Raw genomic sequence first — 19,861 nt, 5'->3', positions numbered from 1 at the left:
CACGGAGATGCCGGCGCCTGTGCCCGCTGCCCACGCTAGCTGACCTGCCTTGAAAGAAGATCATGATCGAGACCACCTTTGACCCCGCCAGCGTCGAGCCGCGCGTGTCCGCGGCCTGGGAAGAGGCACAGGCTTTCCGTGCAGGCCGGCCCGATCGGGCCGGCGCCGCACCCTATTCGATCGTGATTCCGCCGCCGAATGTCACCGGCTCGCTCCATATGGGCCATGCGCTCAACAATACGTTGCAGGATATCCTCTGCCGCTTCGAGCGCATGCGCGGCAAGGACGTGCTCTGGCAGCCCGGCACCGACCATGCCGGCATCGCCACCCAGATGGTGGTCGAACGCCAGCTCCAGGAGCGCCAGATTCATCGGCGCGAGATCGGACGCGAGAAATTTCTTGAGCGTGTCTGGGCCTGGAAGGAAGAATCGGGAGGAACCATCGTCAAGCAGCTCAAGCGCCTGGGCGCTTCCTGCGACTGGTCGCGCGAGCGCTTCACCATGGACGAGGGCCTGTCCAAGGCGGTGATCGAGATCTTCGTGCGGATGAACGAAGCCGGTCTGATCTATAAGGACAAGCGCCTGGTCAGCTGGGATCCCAAGCTGCTCACCGCGATCTCCGACATCGAAGTCGAGCAGATCGAGGTGAATGGCAGTCTGTGGCACTTCGCCTACCCGGTGGTGGACGAGGCGGGCCAGGAAACGGGCGAGACCATCACCGTCGCCACCACCCGCCCCGAAACCATGCTCGGCGATACCGCCGTGGCGGTGCATCCCACCGATGAACGCTACACCCATCTTGTTGGCAAGATGGTGCGGCTGCCGCTGGTCGGCCGGTTGATTCCGATCGTCGCCGACGAATATTCCGATCCCGAGAAGGGTACCGGCGCGGTGAAGATCACGCCCGCGCACGACTTCAACGATTTCGAAGTCGGCAGGCGGCACAACCTCGAGGTGATCAACATCCTCACGGCCGAGGCGCATATCAACGACAACGCGCCGGAAGCCTATCGCGGCCTGGAGCGTTTCGAGGCGCGCAAGCGCATCGTCGCGGACATGGAAGCGGCCGGCCGCCTGGTCGAGATCGAGAAGCACAAGCACCAGGTGCCGCATGGCGACCGCTCGGGCGTGCCGATCGAGCCCTGGCTTACCGACCAGTGGTATCTGAACGTGCGTCCGCTCGCCGAGGAAGCCCTGGCGGCGGTGCGTCGCGGCCAGACGCGCTTCGTACCGCAGAACTGGGAAAAGACCTTCTTCGACTGGCTGGAGAACATCCAGCCCTGGTGCGTGTCGCGCCAGCTCTGGTGGGGCCACCAGATCCCGGCCTGGTACGGGCCTGATGGAGGTTACGTCATCGCCCGCGACGAAAAAGAAGCGCGCGCCAAGGCCGATGCCAAATGGGGTGCCGGCGCGGCGATCACCCGCGACGAGGATGTGCTCGACACCTGGTTTTCCTCGGCGCTGTGGCCCTATTCGACCTTCGGTTGGCCGGACAAGACGGCGGATCTCGCCAGATATTACCCGACCTCCGTGGTGGTGACCGGCTTCGACATCATCTTCTTCTGGGTTGCCCGCATGATGATGACAGGCCTGTTCACCCAGAACGACGTGCCCTTCAAGGATGTCTATCTCCACGCCCTCGTGCGTGACGAGAAGGGCGCCAAGATGTCGAAATCCAAGGGGAACGTCATGGACCCCCTGGATATCATCGACGGTGTCGAACTCGATGCCCTCATCGCCAAGCGTACTGCGGCGCTCGCCAACAAGGCCGATGTCGCACACGTTACTTCGGAGACCCGCAAGGCCTATCCGAATGGCATCGAGCGCTATGGTGCCGACGCCTTGCGCTTCTTCCTGGCCGCGATGGCCGCACCCGGCCGTGACATCAAGCTGTCGATCGACCGCGTCAAGGGCTATCGCAATTTCGGCACCAAGCTGTGGAACGCCACACGCTTTGCCGAGATGAAGGGCTGCGTGCGCGATCCGTCATTCGATCCGAAATCGGCGAAGATCGCCCTCAATCGCTGGATTGCCGGCGAAGCGGAGAAGGCCGTCGGTGAAATCCAGCGTGCCATCGAGGCCTATCGTTTCAACGATGCTGCCAGCGCGGTTTATCGCTTCATCTGGAACGTGGTGTGCGACTGGTATGTCGAGCTTGCCAAGCCGATCATCGAGGGCGAGGACGAGGCGGCGCGGGCCGAAACGCGCGCCATGGTCGCCTTCATCCTCGACCAGTCCACGCTCCTGCTGCATCCCTTCATGCCCTTCATGACCGAGGAGCTCTGGTCGGTGACGACGGGACCGGTTCCGCGTGAGCAGATGGCGGCCCTGACCGCGTGGCCTGACCTTGGCGGCCTGCTCGATGCAGCGGCGGATGAGGAAATCGGCTGGCTGGTCGATCTCGTTACCGAGATCCGCTCGATCCGTACCGAGGTCGGCGTGCCCGGCGGCGCCCAGGTGCCCCTGGTCATGGTGAACGCCTCCAAGGCCATCGAGGCACGCGTCGCCGCCCATGGCGAGACGCTCAAGCGCCTGGCCCGGATCAGCGAGATCGGCTTTGCGCCATCGGCTCCGAAGGGCTCGGTGCAGATCATCGCCCGCGGCGCCGTGGCGGCCCTGGCCCTGGAAGGCGTGGTCGACATCGAGGCCGAGAAGGCGCGCCTGAAGAAGGAAACCGACAAGATCGACGGCGAGATCACCAAGATCAACGCCAAGCTCGGCAATCCCGACTTCATCGCCCGGGCCAAGGAAGAGGTGATCGAGGAAAATCGCGAGCGTCTCGATGAAGCCACGGCCCGCCGCGCCAAGCTGCAGGACGCTCTGGCCGGCCTGTAATCGATACGGCGTGCCGATCTCCGGATCGGTACGCCGTATCACCACTACGCCTGTCGGCCGGTCAGGGCGATCGGCCGCCGGCCCCCGACACGCGGGCCAGGAAGGCCTTCGAGCGCTCCGATCGTGGTGCCGTGAAGAAGGTTTCGGGCGATGCCTCCTCCACGACGAGGCCGTCATCCATCATCACCACGCGGTCGGCGACCTCGCGGGCAAAGCCCATTTCATGGGTAACGACGATCATGGTCATGCCGTCGCGGGCGAGCTCCTTCATGACTTCCAGCACTTCGCCGACCATTTCGGGATCGAGTGCGCTGGTCGGTTCGTCGAACAGCATCAATGTCGGCTTCATCGCCAGCGCCCGTGCGATAGCCACGCGCTGCTGTTGGCCGCCCGAGAGCTGGGCAGGATAGGCATCCGCCTTGTCCTTGAGGCCCACACGGGCCAGCAGCGCCTCCGCTTCGCGGCGGGCCGTCGCCGGGTCGATGCCCAGCACCTGCGTCGGTGCTTCGATGATGTTGCCCAGTGCACTCAGATGCGGGAACAGGTTGAAGCGCTGGAAGACCATGCCGATGTCGCGGCGTTGCCGGGCGATGTTGCGCTCGCTGTCTTCGACGAGGCGTCCTTTCTTTTCGCGGTAGCCGATGAGATGGCCGTTCACACGGATGCGGCCGTTCTGGATCTTCTCCAAATGGTTGATGCAGCGCACGAAAGTGGTCTTGCCCGACCCGGAGGCGCCGACGATGACGACGACCTCTCCGCGCCTGACGTTGAGCGAGACGCCCTTGAGCACCTGCATCGGGCCGAACCATTTCTCGACGCCCTCGGCCTCGACCGTCCATTGGATGTCTGTATCGCTCATGGGTTGGCTCCGAACAGGCCGGTCAGAAGCCGTCGGCGCGGCGCCCTGCTGCGCGTCTCGGCAAAGGGCGTGCTGAAACGAGCCTCGATATAGCGTTGGAGGAGGCCCCAGAGGGTGGTGAGCGAGAGGTAATAGAGCGCGACAACCGAATAGAGTTCGAAGACACGGAAGGTTGCCGACGTCACCATCTGGGTTGCCAGCAGCAGTTCGGGCACGCCGATGACGCTGAGCAGCGTCGTGCTCTTCAGCATGCCGTTGAAATTGTTGCCGAGCGGCGGAATGATGACCCGCGCGGCCTGTGGCAGGATGATGCGCCGCAGGAGCTTGGCCGGCGTCATGCCGAGCGATTTGGCCGCCTCCGTCTGCCCGCGATCGATCGAGGTGATGCCGGCGCGAATGATCTCGCCCATATAGGCCGCTTCGTTCAGGCTGAGGGCGATGATACCCGCCTGAACATTGCCCGGCAGGATCATGAAGCCGAGATCGATGTCGTGAAAGCGCAGTACGCCGGCGGCGGCAAGGGCGGTGTAGATGAACACGATCTGCACCAGCAGCGGCGTGCCGCGCATCACCCAGACATAGAAGGAGGTGATCGCCTGCAGGACCCGCCAGGACGACAGCCGCCCCAGGGCCACGAACAGGCCGAGGGTGGTGCCGACGATCTGCGCGACGATGCTGATGCTGAGCGTCAGCCAGAGGCCGTGCAGATAGATGCTGGAGGGTTCGAGCAGATAGTGAAAGAAGAAGGCCCAGTTGAAGTTCATGGCAGGACCTCACAAGGCGTCGCGTTCGATACCCCAGCTTTGCAGGATCTTCAGGTAAGTGCCGTCCTTGCGCACGGCCTCGAGCCCCAGGGTGAAAGCCTTCTGCAGATCGGTGTCGTCCTTCCTGAAGGCGGCGCCGATGATGGCCTGGGCGAAGGGCTGGCCCCCCAGTTCGAAAAGATCGGGTGCCTGCTTGAAGTAGTAGCCGGCCGTCTTGATCGTGGTGCCATAGGCATCGACCTGGCCGATGCGCAGGGCCTGAAAAGCATCGGTATCCTTGGGAAAGACGACGACCTGTGCCTGTGCCCTGCCTTCGCCGGCGAGCTTCTTGTTTTCCTCGTCGACCAGGGACTGGATCGTGGTGCCGTTCTCGACCGCAACTTTCTTGCCGGAGAGATCGGCGAGCCCGGTGATATGGCTCGAATTGCCTTTCAGCACCACAAGCGACTGGCTGGAGGCGAGATAGTCGACGAAATCGACGACTTCGCGGCGCTTGGGCTTGTCATAGAGCTCGGACATGATCACGTCGCACTGCTTGGCGATCAAAGCGGGGATGATGCCGTCGAACTGCACCTGCTTCCATTCAGCGCTGACGCCCAATTGCTTGGCGATGGCATTGCCGAGTTCGATCTCCGCTCCCGTCAGCGACCCGTCGTCCTTGTAGAAGGATAGGGGCGGCGATCCGATATCGGCACAGATCACCATCTTCTTGGCTTCGGCGATGGCTGCCGGCGGTTCGATGGGCTGCGCCAGGGTTGGGGTGGCGATGCTCGCCGCCGCGAGGGCAACCGACAGGAAAGCAAGGTCAGGGCGAAGACGAGGCAGTACGGCACGGAATGCGCGCATGGTGGTGCTCCGGGGTGACTTGTTCCTGGTCCCGATATGGAACCAATTTTATTATTGATACCGATATTGGGACATAACATTGGCATGCCAGCAAGAAAAATCGCATGGACATTTCGAGAAAATCGATACTAAGCTATGGAACCAATATTTGAATTGGTTTCAAAATGAATAGCAAACAACAAGCCGCCCAAAGCCTCCGCAGCCTGCTGAACGGGGGTGTCTATCCTCCTGGAAGCCGCTTGCCGCCAGAGCGTGACCTGATGCATCAGCTCGGCCTGAGCCGCCGGGCGCTCCGCTATGGTCTTGAGCAATTGGAGGCCGAGGGACGCCTGTGGCGACATGTCGGCAAGGGCACCTTCGTGGGCACCCGGCCGCCCGAGCGGGAACTGGGCATGTCGCTGATCACCGCCAGCACCAGCCCGGCCGAACTTATGGATCTCTGCCTCTGGACGGAGCCTACCTATGCCAGGGTTGCCGCCACGCGGGCGAGCCGCATGGATATCGACAATCTGCGTTATCTCCTCGATAAGAGCGCCGCCGCCCGCGATGCCGCGACCTGGGACATCTGGGATGTCCGCCTGCATCGGGCCATTGCGGAGGCCACGCACAATGCCCTTGCCCTCGCCGTGTTCGACAGCCTGAACGCCGTGCGGGAGGAGGGAGCGTGGCGACGCTTGCGCAACGATCCCACAACGGCAGAGCGTTTCGAAGAACTCACGCTTCATCATCGCCAGATCGTCGATGCCATCGCTCGGCATGACCCACCAGCCGCCGAAGCGGCCATGCGGCGGCATCTGCGCTCGGTCCAGCATGCCTTGCTGCTGGAACATGCCGACGCAGACGCCGGCGATGGCGACGACCTGTCGACCGATCTTGTGCGCAACGCATTTCAGGAAGAAGCACCATGAGGGATTTTCAGCTTCCGGGCCGCTCACCCGTCCGTGCCATGGACGCAATGGTCGCGACGTCCCATCCGTTGGCCAGCGCAGCCGCTCTGACCTTGCTGCAGGAAGGGGGCAATGCCATCGACGCGGCAATCTGCGCGTCTGCCGTCCTGGCGGTGGTGGAGCCGCAGTCGACGGGAATTGGGGGTGACTGTTTCTGCCTCTACGTGCCCGGCGGAGAGGGGCCGGTGCTTGCTTATAATGGGGCCGGCCAGGCGCCCGAGGCCGCAACCATCGACTGGTACGAGGGTCGAGGTTTCACGGAGATACCGGCCGATAGCCCGCATGCCGTCACCATTCCTGGCGCGATCGATGCCTGGTGCCGTCTTTCGGCCGATCACGGCCGCACTCCGCTCGCGCGCGTGCTCGCTCCTGCCATCCACTATGCCGAGGCCGGCTATGTGATTCACGACCGTGTCGAGGCCGATTGGCAAGAGGCCAAGGACCTGTTGGCGCAAGATACTACGGCGGCCCGCATCTTTCTGCCTGGCGGTTTCGTCCCAAGGGCCGGCGATGTCCATCGCCAACCCGAGCTTGCCCGGAGCCTGCGCCTCATCGCAACCGGGGGGCGGGAAGTTTTCTACGAGGGAGAGCTCGCCGAGGATCTGGTTGCCCATCTGCGCAGCAAGGGAGGGCTGCACACGCTCGACGACTTCGCTGCCGCCGGGGGCGGTTACGTCGAGCCTGTCAGAACCACCTATCGCGGTGTCGATATCTGGCAGATGCCGCCGAGCAATCAGGGGCTGACAGCCCTGGTGATGCTCAACCTGCTGTCTGGTTTCGATCTGGCCGGGCTCGATCCGCTGGGGCCTGAGCGGCTGCATCTGGAGGTCGAAGCCGGGCGCCTCGCCTACCGGATCCGGGACGAGTTGATCGCCGATCCCGATCATGCTGACGTCCCCGTCGACGCCTTGCTGGCGCCAACCTATGCCGATGCTTTGAGACGCAGGATCGATTCGGACCTTGCCAACCGCGAACTGCCGGCAGCGGTGATGGAACCGTCGGATACCGTCTATCTCTCGGTCGTGGATCGCGATCGGAATGCGGTCAGCTTCATCAACTCGACCTATCACTCCTTCGGCAGCGGTCTGGTCGGCCCGAAATCGGGTATTGTCCTGCAGAACCGCGGCAAGGGATTTCGTGTCGATCGCAGCCATCCAAACTGCATCGCGCCACGCAAGCGCCCCCTCCATACCATCATGCCCGGCATGGCGACACGCAATGGCCGTGTGATCGCGCCCTTTGGTGTTATGGGAGGCGACTACCAGCCCTTCGGCAATGTCCATGTGCTAAGCAATCTGCTCGATTACGGCATGGATCCCCAGGCCGCGATCGACCTGCCGCGGGTTTTCTACCAGAAGGGCGAGCTCGTTGCCGAGCGGGGCGTTCCGGTAGCTACGCTCCGCGCGCTGGAGGCGCGCGGTCACAAGGTTGGCCCGGCCGAGGAGCCACTCGGTGGCGGGCAGATGGTTCTCATCGATTGGGACAGGGGAACGCTGACAGGTGGCTCCGATCCGAGAAAGGATGGGCTTGCCATCGGCTACTGAGCCCCAAATCGGCGCTCCTTGTCGGAACCGCTTGATCTCGCACGTCCTTGGGACGGATTGGCGCGAGGAGAACGCGATGAGAGAATTGATCCTGACGATGACCATGTCGCTCGATGGCTTTGTCTGCGGCCCTGAGGGCGAACTCGAATGGATATTCGACGGCGATCAGGAGGCCATCGCCTGGAAGTTGGAGAATGTCAGGAACGCCAGCCTGCACATCATGGGCAGCCGTACCTTTCAGACCATGGCGGCCTATTGGCCGACGTCCACCAGCGTGTTCGCACCGCCGATGAATCAGATTCCCAAGGCCGTCTTCTCAGGCCAGGGGCCGGCGATCCTGAAGGTGGTTGAAACCCAATCTAACGTAGGCGGCACTCATTCGGAACGGCTGCAGCATGGTGCGGAAAGTTGGGGTGAGGCTTATGTGGCCGGCGGCGATCTGGCTGACGAGATCGCCAGGATGAAGGCCGGCGACGGCAAGCCGATCATCGCCCATGGCGGTGCCGCCTTGGCGCGCAGTCTCATCGCCCAGGATTTGATCGATCAATACTCCCTGGTGGTGCATCCGCTGGTTCTCGGCAAGGGCTTGCCGATCTTTTCCGACGTCGTCCCGCCAAGGCGCCTCAAACCGATCAGCTCGACAGCCTTTCCGGGGGGCTCGGTGGTGCAGATCTATCGGCCGGCGTGACTACGTCTCATACCGGGAGGCATTTTCAATGAGTCTCGGTTCCTTCTGATTTTCGCCAGATCTTTGATTTGGTGTCGAAAATCGTCTGCTGTTCAAGCCGAGAATGCCTCAGCATTTTCGAGGCTTGGCATTATGCGCGACTTCTAATCCTTGAGTGCCTGGATCAGGTCGGTCGTCTGCGTCAGCGTTTCGATCTCGCGAAAACGCGGCTCGTGCAGCGGCGCTTCCGCATGTTCGAAGGCCCAGGTCAGGGGATGGGGGACATAGACGCCCCAACTCCCGACCCGAAGCGCTGGAATCACGTCGGACTTCAGCGAATTGCCGATCATCATGCTGGCCTGGGGGCCTTCGCCATGCCGGGCGAAGGCCTGCGCATAGGTGTCGGCGCTCTTCTCGCTGACGATCTCGACGGCCTCGAACAACCCCCTCAGCCCCGATTGCGCGATCTTGTTCTCCTGGTGGAACAGATCGCCCTTGGTGATGAGGACCAGCCGGTAGGTGCTCGCCAGGCTTTCCAGCGTGTCGGCGACCCCCGGCAGCAGTTCGACCGGATGGTTGAGGATTTCCTTGCCGAGCGCCAGGATTCGCCCGATCACCGGCGCTGGCACGCGGCCGCCGCTGACGTCGATGGCGGTGTCGATCATCGAGAAGGTGAAAGTCTTCATGCCGAAGCCATGGCTGACGACATTACGCTTGCTGACTTCCAGAAGATGCGCCAGCAGCGTGTCCTTGTCGGCATAGTCGGCCAGGAGGGTGATCACTTCCGCTTCGGCCGTCCGGAAATATTGCTCGTTCTGCCAGAGCGTGTCGTCGGCATCGAAAGCCAGGGTAGTGAGGCGGGCAGGGGACATGACGGTCTTCCGAAGTGAGGCCGTCCCTATAAGCCCAAAAGCGCCACCGAGGCCAGCCCGTGTCGGATGCAAGCAAGGTCTTCTCGCGATGTATTCCGACAATTGTTATTCCCCTTTGCGAATCCAGCCCAGCGCGTCAGGCCCGTCATGTCCCAGTCCAAGCCCAATATTCTCATCATCATGGTGGACCAGCTCGCACCGGCCTTCCTGCCGGTGCACGGCTTCGATCTCGTCAAGGCGCCCAACATTATGGGGCTGGCCGAGCGCGGCGTGGTGTTCGACAGCGCCTATTGCAATTCGCCCTTGTGTTCGCCCTCCCGCGCCGTGTTCATGAGCGGGCAATTGCCGTCACGCTCGGGTGTCTACGACAATGCCGCCGAGTTCCGCGCCGACATCCCGACCTGGGCGCATTATCTCAGGCGTGCGGGCTACCGCACGGTGCTGTCCGGCAAGATGCATTTCTGCGGGCCCGACCAGCTTCACGGTTTCGAGGAGCGGCTGACCACCGACATCTATCCGGCTGATTATGGCTGGACGCCAGACTGGGATCATCCGCAGGAGCGCCCGAGCTGGTATCACAACATGTCCTCGGTTACCGATGCCGGCCTTTGCGTGCGCACCAACCAGCTCGATTTCGACGATGAGGTGGTGTTCGCGGCCGAGCGCGCCCTCTATGAGCACGTACGCAGCCCCGACAAGCGCCCCTTCTGCATGGTGGCCTCGCTCACCCATCCGCATGATCCCTATGCGATCACGCAGGACTATTGGGATCTCTATCGCAACGAGGAGATTCCCTTGCCTCGCCATGCGGTGCCGGTCGAAGAGCTCGATCCGCATTCCCGGCGGCTGCGCCATGTCTGCGACATGGACAAGGCCGAGATCACCGACCAGCACATCCGCAATGCCCGACATGCCTATTTCGGCGCGATTTCCTATGTCGATGCCAATGTCGGCAAGCTGCTCAAGGCCTTGGAAGCAACGGGCCTCGACAAGGAAACGATCATTCTGTTTACCGGCGATCACGGCGAAATGCTGGGCGAGCGTGGTCTCTGGTACAAGATGAGCTGGTTCGAAGGCTCGGCCCGGGTGCCACTGATCATCAGCGCGCCTCAACATTATCGGCCGCACCGGGTTGCTGCCAGCGTGTCGCTGGTCGACATCCTGCCGACCCTGGTGGATATGGCCGAGCCCGGCTCGGCTGCGGGGCTTAGCGGCATCGATGGGGCCAGCCTGGTGCCGCATTGCCTCGGAGAAGGCGGGCATGACGAAGTCCGTGGCGAATATCTTGCCGAAGGCGCCATCGCGCCCTTGCTGATGCTTCGTCGCGGCAGCTTCAAATTCGTGCACTCGCCCGCCGATCCCGATCAGCTTTATGATCTTGCCGTCGACCCTGATGAATTGACGAATCTCGCAGCGGCGCCGGCTCATGCCGAAATCGTCGCGGGATTCCGTAAGGAAATAGAAACGCGTTGGAACCTCGCTGCTATTGATGCCGATGTGCGTGCCAGCCAGCGGCGCCGGCGTGTGGTCGATGATGCCTTGAACTCGGGGAAAGCGACTTCTTGGGACTTTCAACCTTTCAGGGATGCTTCCAGGCAGTATATGCGCAACACCATAGACCTCGATGATCTGGAAGCGATGGCCCGCTATCCTCGCGTGCGTCCGTAAATGCTATGGTTAATGCTTCACTGTCCGGTGTGGCAATAGAGCAACACGGATTCGAAGTCTTGCGTTGACGGCTCCCACTCGTCGACTTGGCCGCGTTCCTGCCACAAAGTGACCGCTGAATTCAGCCCGCACCTTGGAGCATCCAGAGATCTCCAGCGTGCTGGACATAGTTGAGTTGCTTAAGTGGCGGTCGAACTTGGATAGAGCTTTTCGCGAACACGCATTGGACAGCGCCGGACTTGCCAGTGGTCGTGTCCACGTGCCCGGGGGATTCCGCTGGCCGGTCGGCACCGTCGCGAAAAAGCCATCAACTTTGCGGCTTTGGCATAAGAGCTGCCGTGAATCGGTCAAAGAATCGGCAGAAGTGTCGGCTATGTCCTTCACGATGAACCAGATTTCTCTCTTGGCCGACTGGCAGGACGCTGGCGGATCCGCAGGCCGGGTCCAGGCGCGTCATGGCCAATCCTTGACCTGGCTGCGCTGCCTTCTCGGCGCCGGTGGTCTCGGCCTTTTCCTGTCCCTGGGTTGCGTGGGGGCACAGGCTTTCGATGGCACCAAGACGCCGGCGGATGATCCTTCTCCGATGCAGGCCTTTCGCAACGGTACCAAGGCCTATAAAGCCGGTGACCTCGCCGGAGCGTCCCAGGCACTGGAATTCGCCGCCAGCAAGGGCCATGCTTTGGCCCAGTGGAAGCTCGCCCGCATGTATTCGGAAGGGGATGGCGTTCCTCGCGACGACAAGAAGGCATTCGACTATTATCAGGCCATCGTCGATGCCCATGGCGAGGACAGCCCGGATACCGCCCAGGCCCGCTTCGTCTCCAGCGCGATCGTCGCGCTCGGCTCCTATTATGTTTCCGGCATCCCCAATGAGGTGAAGCCCAACCCCAGGCACGCGACCGAGCTGTTCCAATATGCCGCCACCTATTTCGGTGACAGCGACGCGCAATATAATCTCGGCCGCATCTATCTCGACGGCAATACCGTGCAAAAGCGCGATGCCATCACGGCCGGCCGCTGGTTGCGCTTGGCCGCCGACAAAGGCCATCGCCAGGCCCAAGCCGTGCTCGGCCATCTCCTGCTGTCGGCAAGCGACATGCCTCGCCAAGGCGCTCGTGGCCTGATGTATCTGACTCTGGCGCGCGACGGCGCCAATGGCGAGCGTGATCAGTGGATCATCGATCTGTATGACGATGCCTTCGCCAAGGCTACGCCGGACGAGCGCGAGATGTGCCTGACCTATCTGGCGCAGTTCCTCAAGGATCATTCCTGATCCGATGCGTCGGCTCGGGGAGGCGTGAGACGCGACCTCGGGCGTTATGTGGCGCCGCGGATTATATCAATCCGCATTGAGATCCGCTCTTCATCGGATCGCAGCCCTATCCTCAGGATGTCAGTATTTTCGAGGCTAAGTAGAACCGGGCAGCGTTGAACGTGCAGCGATCAAAGCTGGGTCACGCCCTGCCAATTGGGTTTCGGATTTTCTATCAACTTTTTGAAATGGTTTGAGTAATAGTCATAGAGGCGCTGATACCCTCCCTGGTAGGTCGAGGCATTCTTCTCCAATAGGCTGAGGGCTTCAACGAAATCGCCGGCCCGATAGGGCGGCAGGATTTCCGCCTGGGCGCCTTGCAGCCGGAGGAAGGCGGTGTCCGCCTCGCCGGTATGGAGGGCGAAGAGGCCGATGGCGCCCTGGCGGCCACGCACCATGGCACGATCGAGTTCCAGGAAAGGCATGTCGGCGGCAGCGCGGCTGGTGGCCTCGGTGACGAGAATCTCCACGCCATAGAGCTTCGTGAGGGCTTCCAGGCGCGAGGCGAGGTTGACCGCGTCGCCGAGGGCCGAATATTCGAGCCGCTGCTCCGAACCGAGATTGCCGACGCAGGCTTCGCCCGTATGCAACCCGATGCCCATCTGGATCGGCGGATCACGGAAAGCGCGCGCCATGATGGCGATATCCAACGCGGCCTTGCAGGCAAGAGACGCATGGTTCGGCATGTCGAGCGGCGCATTCCAGAACGCCATCATGCCGTCGCCGATGAACTTGTCGATAGTGCCGCTATGGCGAAGAACGGCCTCCGTCGCCGGCGTATGGATGCGCCGGATCAGCGACACCACGCCTTCCGGCGACTGCGTCTCGGCGATGCCGGTAAAATTGCGCACGTCGGAAAACATGATGGTGAGTTCGCGGATCTCGCCGCCGAGCACGATGCGATCCGGCGCTTCGACCAGCCGCTCCACCACCGCCGGCGTCACGAAGCGGCCGAACATGCTGCGCACCTCCGCACGCCGATGCTCGGCCTCCTGGTAATGATAGACCGTGGCGGCGAGGAAAATGATGAGAATGCCCGTGCCCGGCATCACCGCATCGAACAGCACGCCCTGCCGCACATAGAGAATCCAGCTCCAGCAGGCGATCATGATCGGGATGGAGAGGCCTGCAACGGTCGAAACCAGCGGCATGTTGCGGGTGCGCCGCAAGATCCAGGCGAGCAGGACGCCGAGCAAGATGATGAGGAAGGCTTCAACACCCCGCATCCAGTCTGGCCGCACCAGGCTGGCACCGGCGAGAATCTGCTCGACGATCTGTGCGTGTACCTCGACACCGGGGAGCGCCAGTTCGACAGAGGTCGTCCTCTGGTCGCGCAGGCCGATGGCGACGGCCCCCACGAAGATGATGTGATCCTTGACGTCCTCAGGATTGAAGGTGCCGTCCAGCACGGAAGCAGCCGAGATCCAGGACGAGGGCTCCGAGCGGCGGGCAACCAGTCGGACTTCGCCGTTGCTGTCGGTGTCGATGAAGATGGCCCTATCGCCGTCACCGATCTTGACGGTGTTGATGCCGCTTTGAACGCCGAAGGCCGGCGCGCCGCTGGCATTGGACGAGCGCACCATGAAAGTGTCGGCCCCGATGGCGACGCGAATTGTTTCCATCGACAGGGATGGCGCCATCTTGCCGCCGATGGCGACGAAAGTCGGCACCTTGCGAATGACGCTGTCGCCATCTGGGAGCCAGTTGATGGTGCCGGCGCCCCTGGCAGCATCGTACAGCACGGGAATCGGCATCTTGGCAGCGGGGAAGGCCTGAACGAAATTGATCGGATCGTCCCCCAATTGCCCGTATCCGCTCTTGATTTTGACCGGCTCCCCCACATCGGTTCCAAGCACGCCGAGCACGACCGGTGTCTGTTCCATGGTCTGGGCGAACATGACATCATAGGAGGCAGTGGACGGAGACATTGCCTTTTCCAACGCTTCTCGTTCGGCGCTGGTCGGCAATTTCTTGACGAGCAATCCAGGCGAGGTCTGATCCGCTTCGCTGAACAGGATATCATACGCGATAACGACGGCTCCGGCATCGGCGAGCTTGCGCGTGAGTTCGGCAATCACGTTGCGCGGCCAGGGAAACTGGCCGATCTCGGCGAGGGATTTCTCGTCGATCACCACGATACGCACGGGCGAATCGGGGTCCCTGCCTTTCGCGTGCCAGCGCTGGTAGGTATCGAAGACGATGTCCTGCAGCCGAGGCAGCGGGGCCGGGCTCAGCAAGGTCAGCAGACTGAAGATCAGCAGGGGTATGGCTACCACCAGCGGATATCCCAGGAAGCGCTTCAGCCGCATATCGATGTCACGCTCACACTCCGCCCCGAAGCTTACTACTGGAGTAATTCGGCATAGTCTGCCAGTGATTTATCCCAATCTCGATGTTTTCGGGCGGGCCATTCGGTTGCAGATTCGAAAACCCTCGCCTCTTGATCGTGGAAGCGAATGCGTCATGATGAAGATTGCATCGGCACCTGCAAATCGGTTCGCTTGGAGAAGGTGCCGGAGAATGGGTGCCGCTTCCCGGCAAGAACGATACGACCACAGTCTCTCCAACGGGTTACCGGCATGCCCTCATCGCGCTTCCTGACCTTCCGTCTCCTGGGACTAGGCGCCCTCTGCGCGGTTGCAGCCATGCCCGCTTCGGCAGCGGAGACCGTGGGCAATACGGTCGGCGTCACCCCCGCCGCCATCGGCACGGTTTCGGGGGAACTCGGCGTCGATATTGCGGTCTATCGCGACGAGACTGTGCGCACTGGCCCTTCCGGCGCGCTTGAAATCAAATTCCTCGACCAGACGCGTCTGGCGCTGGGCTCCTCGTCATCGGCCAAGCTCGATCGTTTCGTCTATTCGGGCGGGCAGGCCAGGGATGTGGTGATCGGCCTGTCGAAGGGGGTGTTTCGCTTTGCCAGCGGTCTCTCCGCCAAGAAGGCTTATTGGATCCAGACGCCGCTCGCCGGCATCGGCGTGAGAGGGACCAATTTCACCGCTGAAATCAGCAACAATTATGAACGCTTCACCATCTGGGAAGGTGTCATCGAGGTCTGTCCGCGTCAGAAAGGGCTCTCGATCGACGAGGAGCGCAAGCGGCGTTGTCCCCTTCTGAAACGGCGGGGAGATACCATCACCATCTTCCCCGGAAGTAGATCGCGCCGGGGCGGGCCGCCGGTGGTGTTCTCGCCCCATTGTGCCGAGACCGGCGCCGGGGCTCAGCTCTGCGGACGCTATGGCGGCGAGGGCGGCAAGAATCGTGGCCAGAGGCGGCCGGGCTTCAACTTCCCCACTTTCAACCCGCCGCAGCAGCGAGGCTGACGCCCCGGTCGTCGACTGGACGACGAGTTCTTCGACCGTCAGAGGGCCAGATCGCAGCGAATCGGCACGTGGTCGGAAGCCTTTTCCTGCCCGCGCATCGCCTTATCGATGGCGCAGCCCTGGAGGCGCGAGGCGGCTTGCGGCGACAGCAGCAGATGATCGATGCGAATGCCGTTGTCCTTTTGCCAGCCGCCGGCCTGATAGTCCCAGAAGGTGTAGTGCCCTGGCGCATCCTCGCAGGCCCGGAAGGCATCAGTCAGGCCCAAGGCCAGTAATTCGCGGAACTTGGAGCGGCTCTGCAGCAGGAACAGGGCATCGTTCACCCATTCGGCCGGATTCTTGGCGTCGGCCACCTGCGGAATGATGTTGTAGTCACCCGCCATCACGAAGGGTTCTTCCAGCGCGAGCAGACCGCCGATATGCAGCCTGAGGCGCTCCATCCAGCCGAGCTTGTAAGGGTATTTCTCCGTGCCGACCGGATTGCCGTTGGGCAGGTAGATCGAAGCGACGCGCAGCGCTCCCGAGGCGGTCGAGATTACGGCCTCGATATAGCGGGCCTGTTCGTCACCCTCGTCGCCTGGCAGGCGCGTTTTCACTTCGTCGAACGGGTGTTTGGAGAGAATTGCCACGCCATTGAAGGTCTTCTGGCCGTGGACGGCGACATTGTAGCCCAGCGCCTCGATGTCGGCGGCAGGAAAGGCCTCGTCGACGCATTTGATCTCCTGGAGGCAGACGACGTCCGGTTGGGCGTCCTTCAACCAACCCAGCAGATGGGGAAGCCTTTGGCGGATGGAGTTCACGTTCCAACTGGCAATACGCACCATGTTACACCGAGAAGCTCGTGCCGCAGCCGCAAGCAGCAGTGGCCTGCGGGTTGTTGATCTTGAAGGCGGAACCGATCAGATCCTCGACATAATCGAGCTCGGCGCCTTCCATATAGTGCTGCGACATCTCGTCGATCAGTACCGTGGCGCCTTCCTTGGCGATCGCCAAATCATCGTGATGACGTTGGGTGTCGAACACGAATTTGTATTGGAAGCCGGAGCAGCCGCCCCCCTCCACGCTGATGCGCAGCATCGAGCCGGAAGGTTCATTCTCAAGGATCTTGGCGATCCGGCGCGCAGCGCGGTCGCTTACGGAAACGGGGCTGGTCATGGCATCCTGCAAACTTGCTTGCGTCCTGTTCCGAAAATATGTGCGAAGGGCCGAAGGTTCAATGCTCGATCGTGTAGCGTGAAGAGCGAAGCCGAACTGGGTACGGATGGGCAGCATCCAGAAAAACGACGTTTCCTAATGCGTTTTGCGATGAGATGGAATTCCCAAAAATCGCAAAGACGCGCTGAAACAAAGAGTTAAAGCAAATCGGCGTTCAATTGTGCACGCACTTTGCTCTAGGATTGCAGGGGAACAAGGCTTGTCCGCCGGATTCCAAACGCTCTTCGATCTCGAAAAGAATTGGCATGCGCTCCGCAGTGTTGTCGATGACATTATAGCGCCAGCGGCCTTGCGCCTGCCATAGGCCGCGTTCCTCGTTGCCAGTGAAGGCTATGCGGCGACCCGGCCTGCGTATCGGTGAGCGATAAGCCGGGGATGTCACTGCCCTGGGCGCTAGCGTTCCACCAGCGAGAGTGCCGGCCGGCTTCCCGGCGTGTGGGTTTCCCGTCCGTTTCGGACATGGCGCGCATATCGAGAGCAGGTCGCCGATACTGGGCACGCCTGTGGGCTGCTGCGACGTCCGCCACTTCGGAAAGAAGCTTTGCCATGACCCGTGGCAGTCTCTATGCAGGCGCAAGCAAGGCGTGAGGCGCGATGGCCGAACTCGACATACCCGATTGCGTGATCCGCCCTCGTGGCCCGTGGGCGGTGGCGCCTCGATCGCGCGGACGGCTGTTCGCTGAGCCGCAGTCACCGACGCGGACCGATTTCCAGCGAGACCGGGACCGCATCATCCACTCCACCGCCTTCCGCCGCCTCAAGCACAAGACCCAGGTTTTCGTCGCGCATGAGGGCGATCATTACCGCACCCGGCTGACCCACACGATCGAGGTTGCCCAGATCGCCCGTTCGATCGCCCGTTCACTGGCGCTCGACGAGGATCTCGCCGAGGCACTGGCACTGGCTCATGATCTCGGCCACACGCCGTTCGGCCATACCGGCGAGGACGCGCTGGACGAGGCGATGCGTTCCTATGGCGGCTTCGACCACAATGCCCAGTCTCTGCGCATCGTCACCCGCCTCGAGCGGCGCTATGCCGAGTTCGACGGGCTCAATCTTGCCTGGGAAACCCTGGAAGGGCTGGTGAAGCATAATGGACCTCTGCTGCGGGCAGATGGTAGCCCCGTCGCCCGCTATCGCGAACGGGGCATCCCCGTCGCCATCCTGGAATATCAGGCTCAGCAGAATCTCGAACTCGAGAGTTTCGCCAGCGCCGAAGCGCAAGCCGCCGCCATCGCCGACGACATCGCCTACAACGCACATGACATTGATGACGGGCTGCGCGCCGGCCTGTTCGAACTTGCGGACATGCAGCAGGTAGCGTTGGCGGGGGAACTGCTCGCCGAGATTGCCGAGCAACATCCCGGGCTCGACCGTGGGCGCACCACCCACGAATTGATGCGCCGCGTGATCACCCGGCTGGTGGAGGACGTGATCGGCGTGGGCAAGGCTGCCTTCACATCCGGGCTCTACCGGTCGAGCGAGGACGTGCGGGCCGCCGGCAAGATGCTCATCACCTTTTCGCCGTCCGTCGCGCAGGCCGACAAGGGTATCAAGGGCTTTCTCTATCCCAACATGTACCGACACGAACGGGTCATGCGCGTCCGCTCGCATGCCGCACAAGTGGTGACCCGCCTGTTCGATGGCTTGTTTGCGGATATCAGCCTGATGCCGGCCGAATGGTGCGAAGGGCTGGAAACCGCTCGGGAGGACAAACGTGCGCGCCGTGTCGCCGACTATATTGCCGGCATGACCGATACTTTCGCTCTCAACGAGCATCGGCGCCTGTTCGGAACGGCGCCGGATCTGCGCTGACGCCGCCATGGACCTGATCGAATGGCTCAGGCGCGGTGTAGAGGGAGCCGTCGCCTCGTTGCAGGCTGCGGGTCGTCTGCCGGCTGGTCTCGACCTGGCCTCGATCGAGATCGAAGCGCCAGGCGGGTCGGGGCGGGGAGATTTCACCTGCAACGCTGCGCTCGTACTGAGCCGGCCGGCGGCACTGCCATCCCGGACCCTGGCTGGTCTCTTCGCCGAAACGCTGGATGGCATCGAAGGCGTCGGCGCCATCGACATTGCCGGACCCGGTTTTTTGAACTTGACGCTGACGCCGGCCATCTGGGCACGGATGCTTGCCGCTGTGCTGGAGGCCGGTAGCGGCTATGGCGCCAGCGAGCGCGGCGGGGCAGGTTTCTCCACGATCGCCTTTCACGCCACGGATCCGCAGAGCACTAGGCCCTTGTCGCCGGCGCGCCGCGAGGCTGTCGGCACCGCCTTGACCAACATGATCGAGCATCTCGGTTTTCGTGCAGACAGGCGCTTTCGGACGCGCTCTGAGAAAGCCGATGTCGTTGTCAGGCTCGGACCATTCCTTGGCGTGAAAGGGCGGGAAGCTGCCACCATGGCGGGCCGCTTTGCAGACGATCTCGATCTTTCGGTGGTCGCCGGCGTCGTCGGTCGCGATGCCGCTTGCCTGGGCATGCTGATGCAGCCCGCCGGCGCTCCGCTCGTGCTCGATCTCGACCATTTGGCCGACCAGAGCCATGCCAATGCCGTCTTTCACCTGCATTATGCCCATGCTCGTTGCTGCGCTCTGCGCCAGCGGGACGAAGGGATGGGGCATGTCGATTTCGACCACAGTCGTTGGGATGTCCGCGCTTTCGAGGATGAGGGAGCACGGTTGATTCTACGCCTGCTCGCCCTATATCCAAGCCAGATCGATCTCGCCGTCAGGCAGTGCGAGCCCTACAGGGTGGTCCAGCACCTGTGTGGCCTCGCCGACGGGCTGCACCAGCAATATTATCGCAGCCTTGGTGCTCCGCATTTACGCTTCATTAGGGATGATGATCGATTGTTAACAGGCGCCCGCTTGGCGTTGGTGCGCGGGGTCGAGACGGTTCTTAAGTCTGGACTCGCCTTGCTCGGCAGTTCTGCGCCGGACGAGATGCGCTGAAACGAGATCGGCCGCTTTGGCCGCAGATCGCCCCGGTGGTCGACCAGCCTGGTCAGGAAC

The 19,861-nt window shown here is 62.3% G+C and carries 16 protein-coding genes; 9 read left to right on the top strand and 7 right to left on the bottom strand.

What is annotated here, in order from left to right; translation table 11 throughout:
- Positions 1–62: 62 nt before the first annotated feature.
- On the top strand, positions 63–2,834 hold the full coding sequence (locus AB4037_RS22725; protein ID WP_441773030.1) for a valine--tRNA ligase: 2,772 nt from the start codon (positions 63–65) through the stop codon (positions 2,832–2,834).
- A gap of 61 nt (positions 2,835–2,895) precedes the next feature.
- Here AB4037_RS22725 and AB4037_RS22720 read toward each other — a convergent pair whose 3' ends face one another.
- Genes AB4037_RS22720 through AB4037_RS22710 form a run of 3 tightly spaced genes read right to left on the bottom strand, consistent with a single transcriptional unit; the run spans position 2,896 to position 5,303 of the window.
- On the bottom strand, positions 2,896–3,693 hold the full coding sequence (locus AB4037_RS22720) for an amino acid ABC transporter ATP-binding protein (protein WP_441773029.1): 798 nt from the start codon (positions 3,691–3,693) through the stop codon (positions 2,896–2,898).
- The gene (locus AB4037_RS22715; RefSeq protein WP_434956319.1) at positions 3,690–4,457 is read right to left on the bottom strand and encodes an amino acid ABC transporter permease; all 768 of its coding nucleotides are present in this window, start codon (positions 4,455–4,457) and stop codon (positions 3,690–3,692) included. Before AB4037_RS22715 ends, AB4037_RS22720 begins: the two co-directional genes overlap by 4 nt.
- Positions 4,458–4,466: 9 nt before the next feature.
- On the bottom strand, positions 4,467–5,303 hold the full coding sequence (locus AB4037_RS22710; protein WP_441773028.1) for an ABC transporter substrate-binding protein: 837 nt from the start codon (positions 5,301–5,303) through the stop codon (positions 4,467–4,469).
- 164 nt (positions 5,304–5,467) lie between these two features.
- Between AB4037_RS22710 and AB4037_RS22705 the strand changes: the two genes are divergently transcribed.
- The 3 genes from AB4037_RS22705 to AB4037_RS22695 all read left to right on the top strand — a co-directional run bounded on the left by AB4037_RS22705 (position 5,468) and on the right by AB4037_RS22695 (position 8,482).
- On the top strand, positions 5,468–6,211 hold the full coding sequence (locus AB4037_RS22705) for a FadR/GntR family transcriptional regulator (protein WP_441773027.1): 744 nt from the start codon (positions 5,468–5,470) through the stop codon (positions 6,209–6,211).
- Positions 6,208–7,794 (top strand): gamma-glutamyltransferase, encoded by a 1,587-nt coding sequence (gene ggt, locus AB4037_RS22700; protein ID WP_441773026.1) that lies wholly within the window; start codon positions 6,208–6,210, stop codon positions 7,792–7,794. Before AB4037_RS22705 ends, ggt begins: the two co-directional genes overlap by 4 nt.
- Positions 7,795–7,870: 76 nt before the next feature.
- Positions 7,871–8,482 (top strand): dihydrofolate reductase family protein, encoded by a 612-nt coding sequence (locus AB4037_RS22695; RefSeq protein ID WP_441773025.1) that lies wholly within the window; start codon positions 7,871–7,873, stop codon positions 8,480–8,482.
- A gap of 143 nt (positions 8,483–8,625) precedes the next feature.
- On the opposite strand, the gene AB4037_RS22690 is transcribed toward AB4037_RS22695, so the two are convergent.
- The gene (locus AB4037_RS22690) at positions 8,626–9,333 is read right to left on the bottom strand and encodes an HAD family hydrolase (protein WP_441773024.1); all 708 of its coding nucleotides are present in this window, start codon (positions 9,331–9,333) and stop codon (positions 8,626–8,628) included.
- A gap of 147 nt (positions 9,334–9,480) precedes the next feature.
- On the opposite strand from AB4037_RS22690, the gene betC reads away from it, so the two are divergent.
- Both betC and AB4037_RS22680 read left to right on the top strand, forming a co-directional pair.
- On the top strand, positions 9,481–11,001 hold the full coding sequence (gene betC / locus AB4037_RS22685) for a choline-sulfatase (RefSeq protein ID WP_441773023.1): 1,521 nt from the start codon (positions 9,481–9,483) through the stop codon (positions 10,999–11,001).
- Between the two features lie 373 nt (positions 11,002–11,374).
- Entirely contained in the window at positions 11,375–12,274 is a 900-nt protein-coding gene (locus AB4037_RS22680) for a tetratricopeptide repeat protein (RefSeq protein ID WP_434956326.1), read from the top strand.
- A 170-nt stretch (positions 12,275–12,444) separates the two neighbouring features.
- On the opposite strand, the gene AB4037_RS22675 is transcribed toward AB4037_RS22680, so the two are convergent.
- Positions 12,445–14,622, bottom strand: coding sequence for a CHASE2 domain-containing protein (locus tag AB4037_RS22675; RefSeq protein WP_441773022.1), 2,178 nt, complete (start codon positions 14,620–14,622; stop codon positions 12,445–12,447).
- A 270-nt stretch (positions 14,623–14,892) separates the two neighbouring features.
- Between AB4037_RS22675 and AB4037_RS22670 the strand changes: the two genes are divergently transcribed.
- Positions 14,893–15,636: a FecR family protein gene (locus tag AB4037_RS22670; RefSeq protein ID WP_441773021.1), complete on the top strand. Its 744-nt coding sequence runs from the start codon at positions 14,893–14,895 to the stop codon at positions 15,634–15,636.
- A 38-nt stretch (positions 15,637–15,674) separates the two neighbouring features.
- On the opposite strand, the gene xth is transcribed toward AB4037_RS22670, so the two are convergent.
- Both xth and erpA read right to left on the bottom strand, forming a co-directional pair.
- Positions 15,675–16,457, bottom strand: coding sequence for an exodeoxyribonuclease III (gene xth, locus AB4037_RS22665; protein WP_441773168.1), 783 nt, complete (start codon positions 16,455–16,457; stop codon positions 15,675–15,677).
- A gap of 4 nt (positions 16,458–16,461) precedes the next feature.
- Complete coding sequence (erpA, locus tag AB4037_RS22660) at positions 16,462–16,791, bottom strand: iron-sulfur cluster insertion protein ErpA (RefSeq protein WP_434956329.1); 330 nt, start codon at positions 16,789–16,791, stop codon at positions 16,462–16,464.
- A 654-nt stretch (positions 16,792–17,445) separates the two neighbouring features.
- On the opposite strand from erpA, the gene AB4037_RS22655 reads away from it, so the two are divergent.
- Together AB4037_RS22655 and AB4037_RS22650 are read left to right on the top strand one after the other, a co-directional pair.
- Positions 17,446–18,666 (top strand): deoxyguanosinetriphosphate triphosphohydrolase, encoded by a 1,221-nt coding sequence (locus tag AB4037_RS22655; RefSeq protein WP_441773020.1) that lies wholly within the window; start codon positions 17,446–17,448, stop codon positions 18,664–18,666.
- Positions 18,667–18,673: 7 nt separating this feature from the next.
- Positions 18,674–19,801 (top strand): DALR anticodon-binding domain-containing protein, encoded by a 1,128-nt coding sequence (locus AB4037_RS22650; protein WP_441773019.1) that lies wholly within the window; start codon positions 18,674–18,676, stop codon positions 19,799–19,801.
- The last annotated feature ends 60 nt before the right edge of the window (positions 19,802–19,861 follow it).

The sequence above is a fragment of the Labrys sp. KB_33_2 genome (assembly GCF_052114505.1).
Taxonomy (GTDB): domain Bacteria; phylum Pseudomonadota; class Alphaproteobacteria; order Rhizobiales; family Labraceae; genus Labrys.
This window is presented reverse-complemented; position numbering and strand designations above follow the sequence as displayed.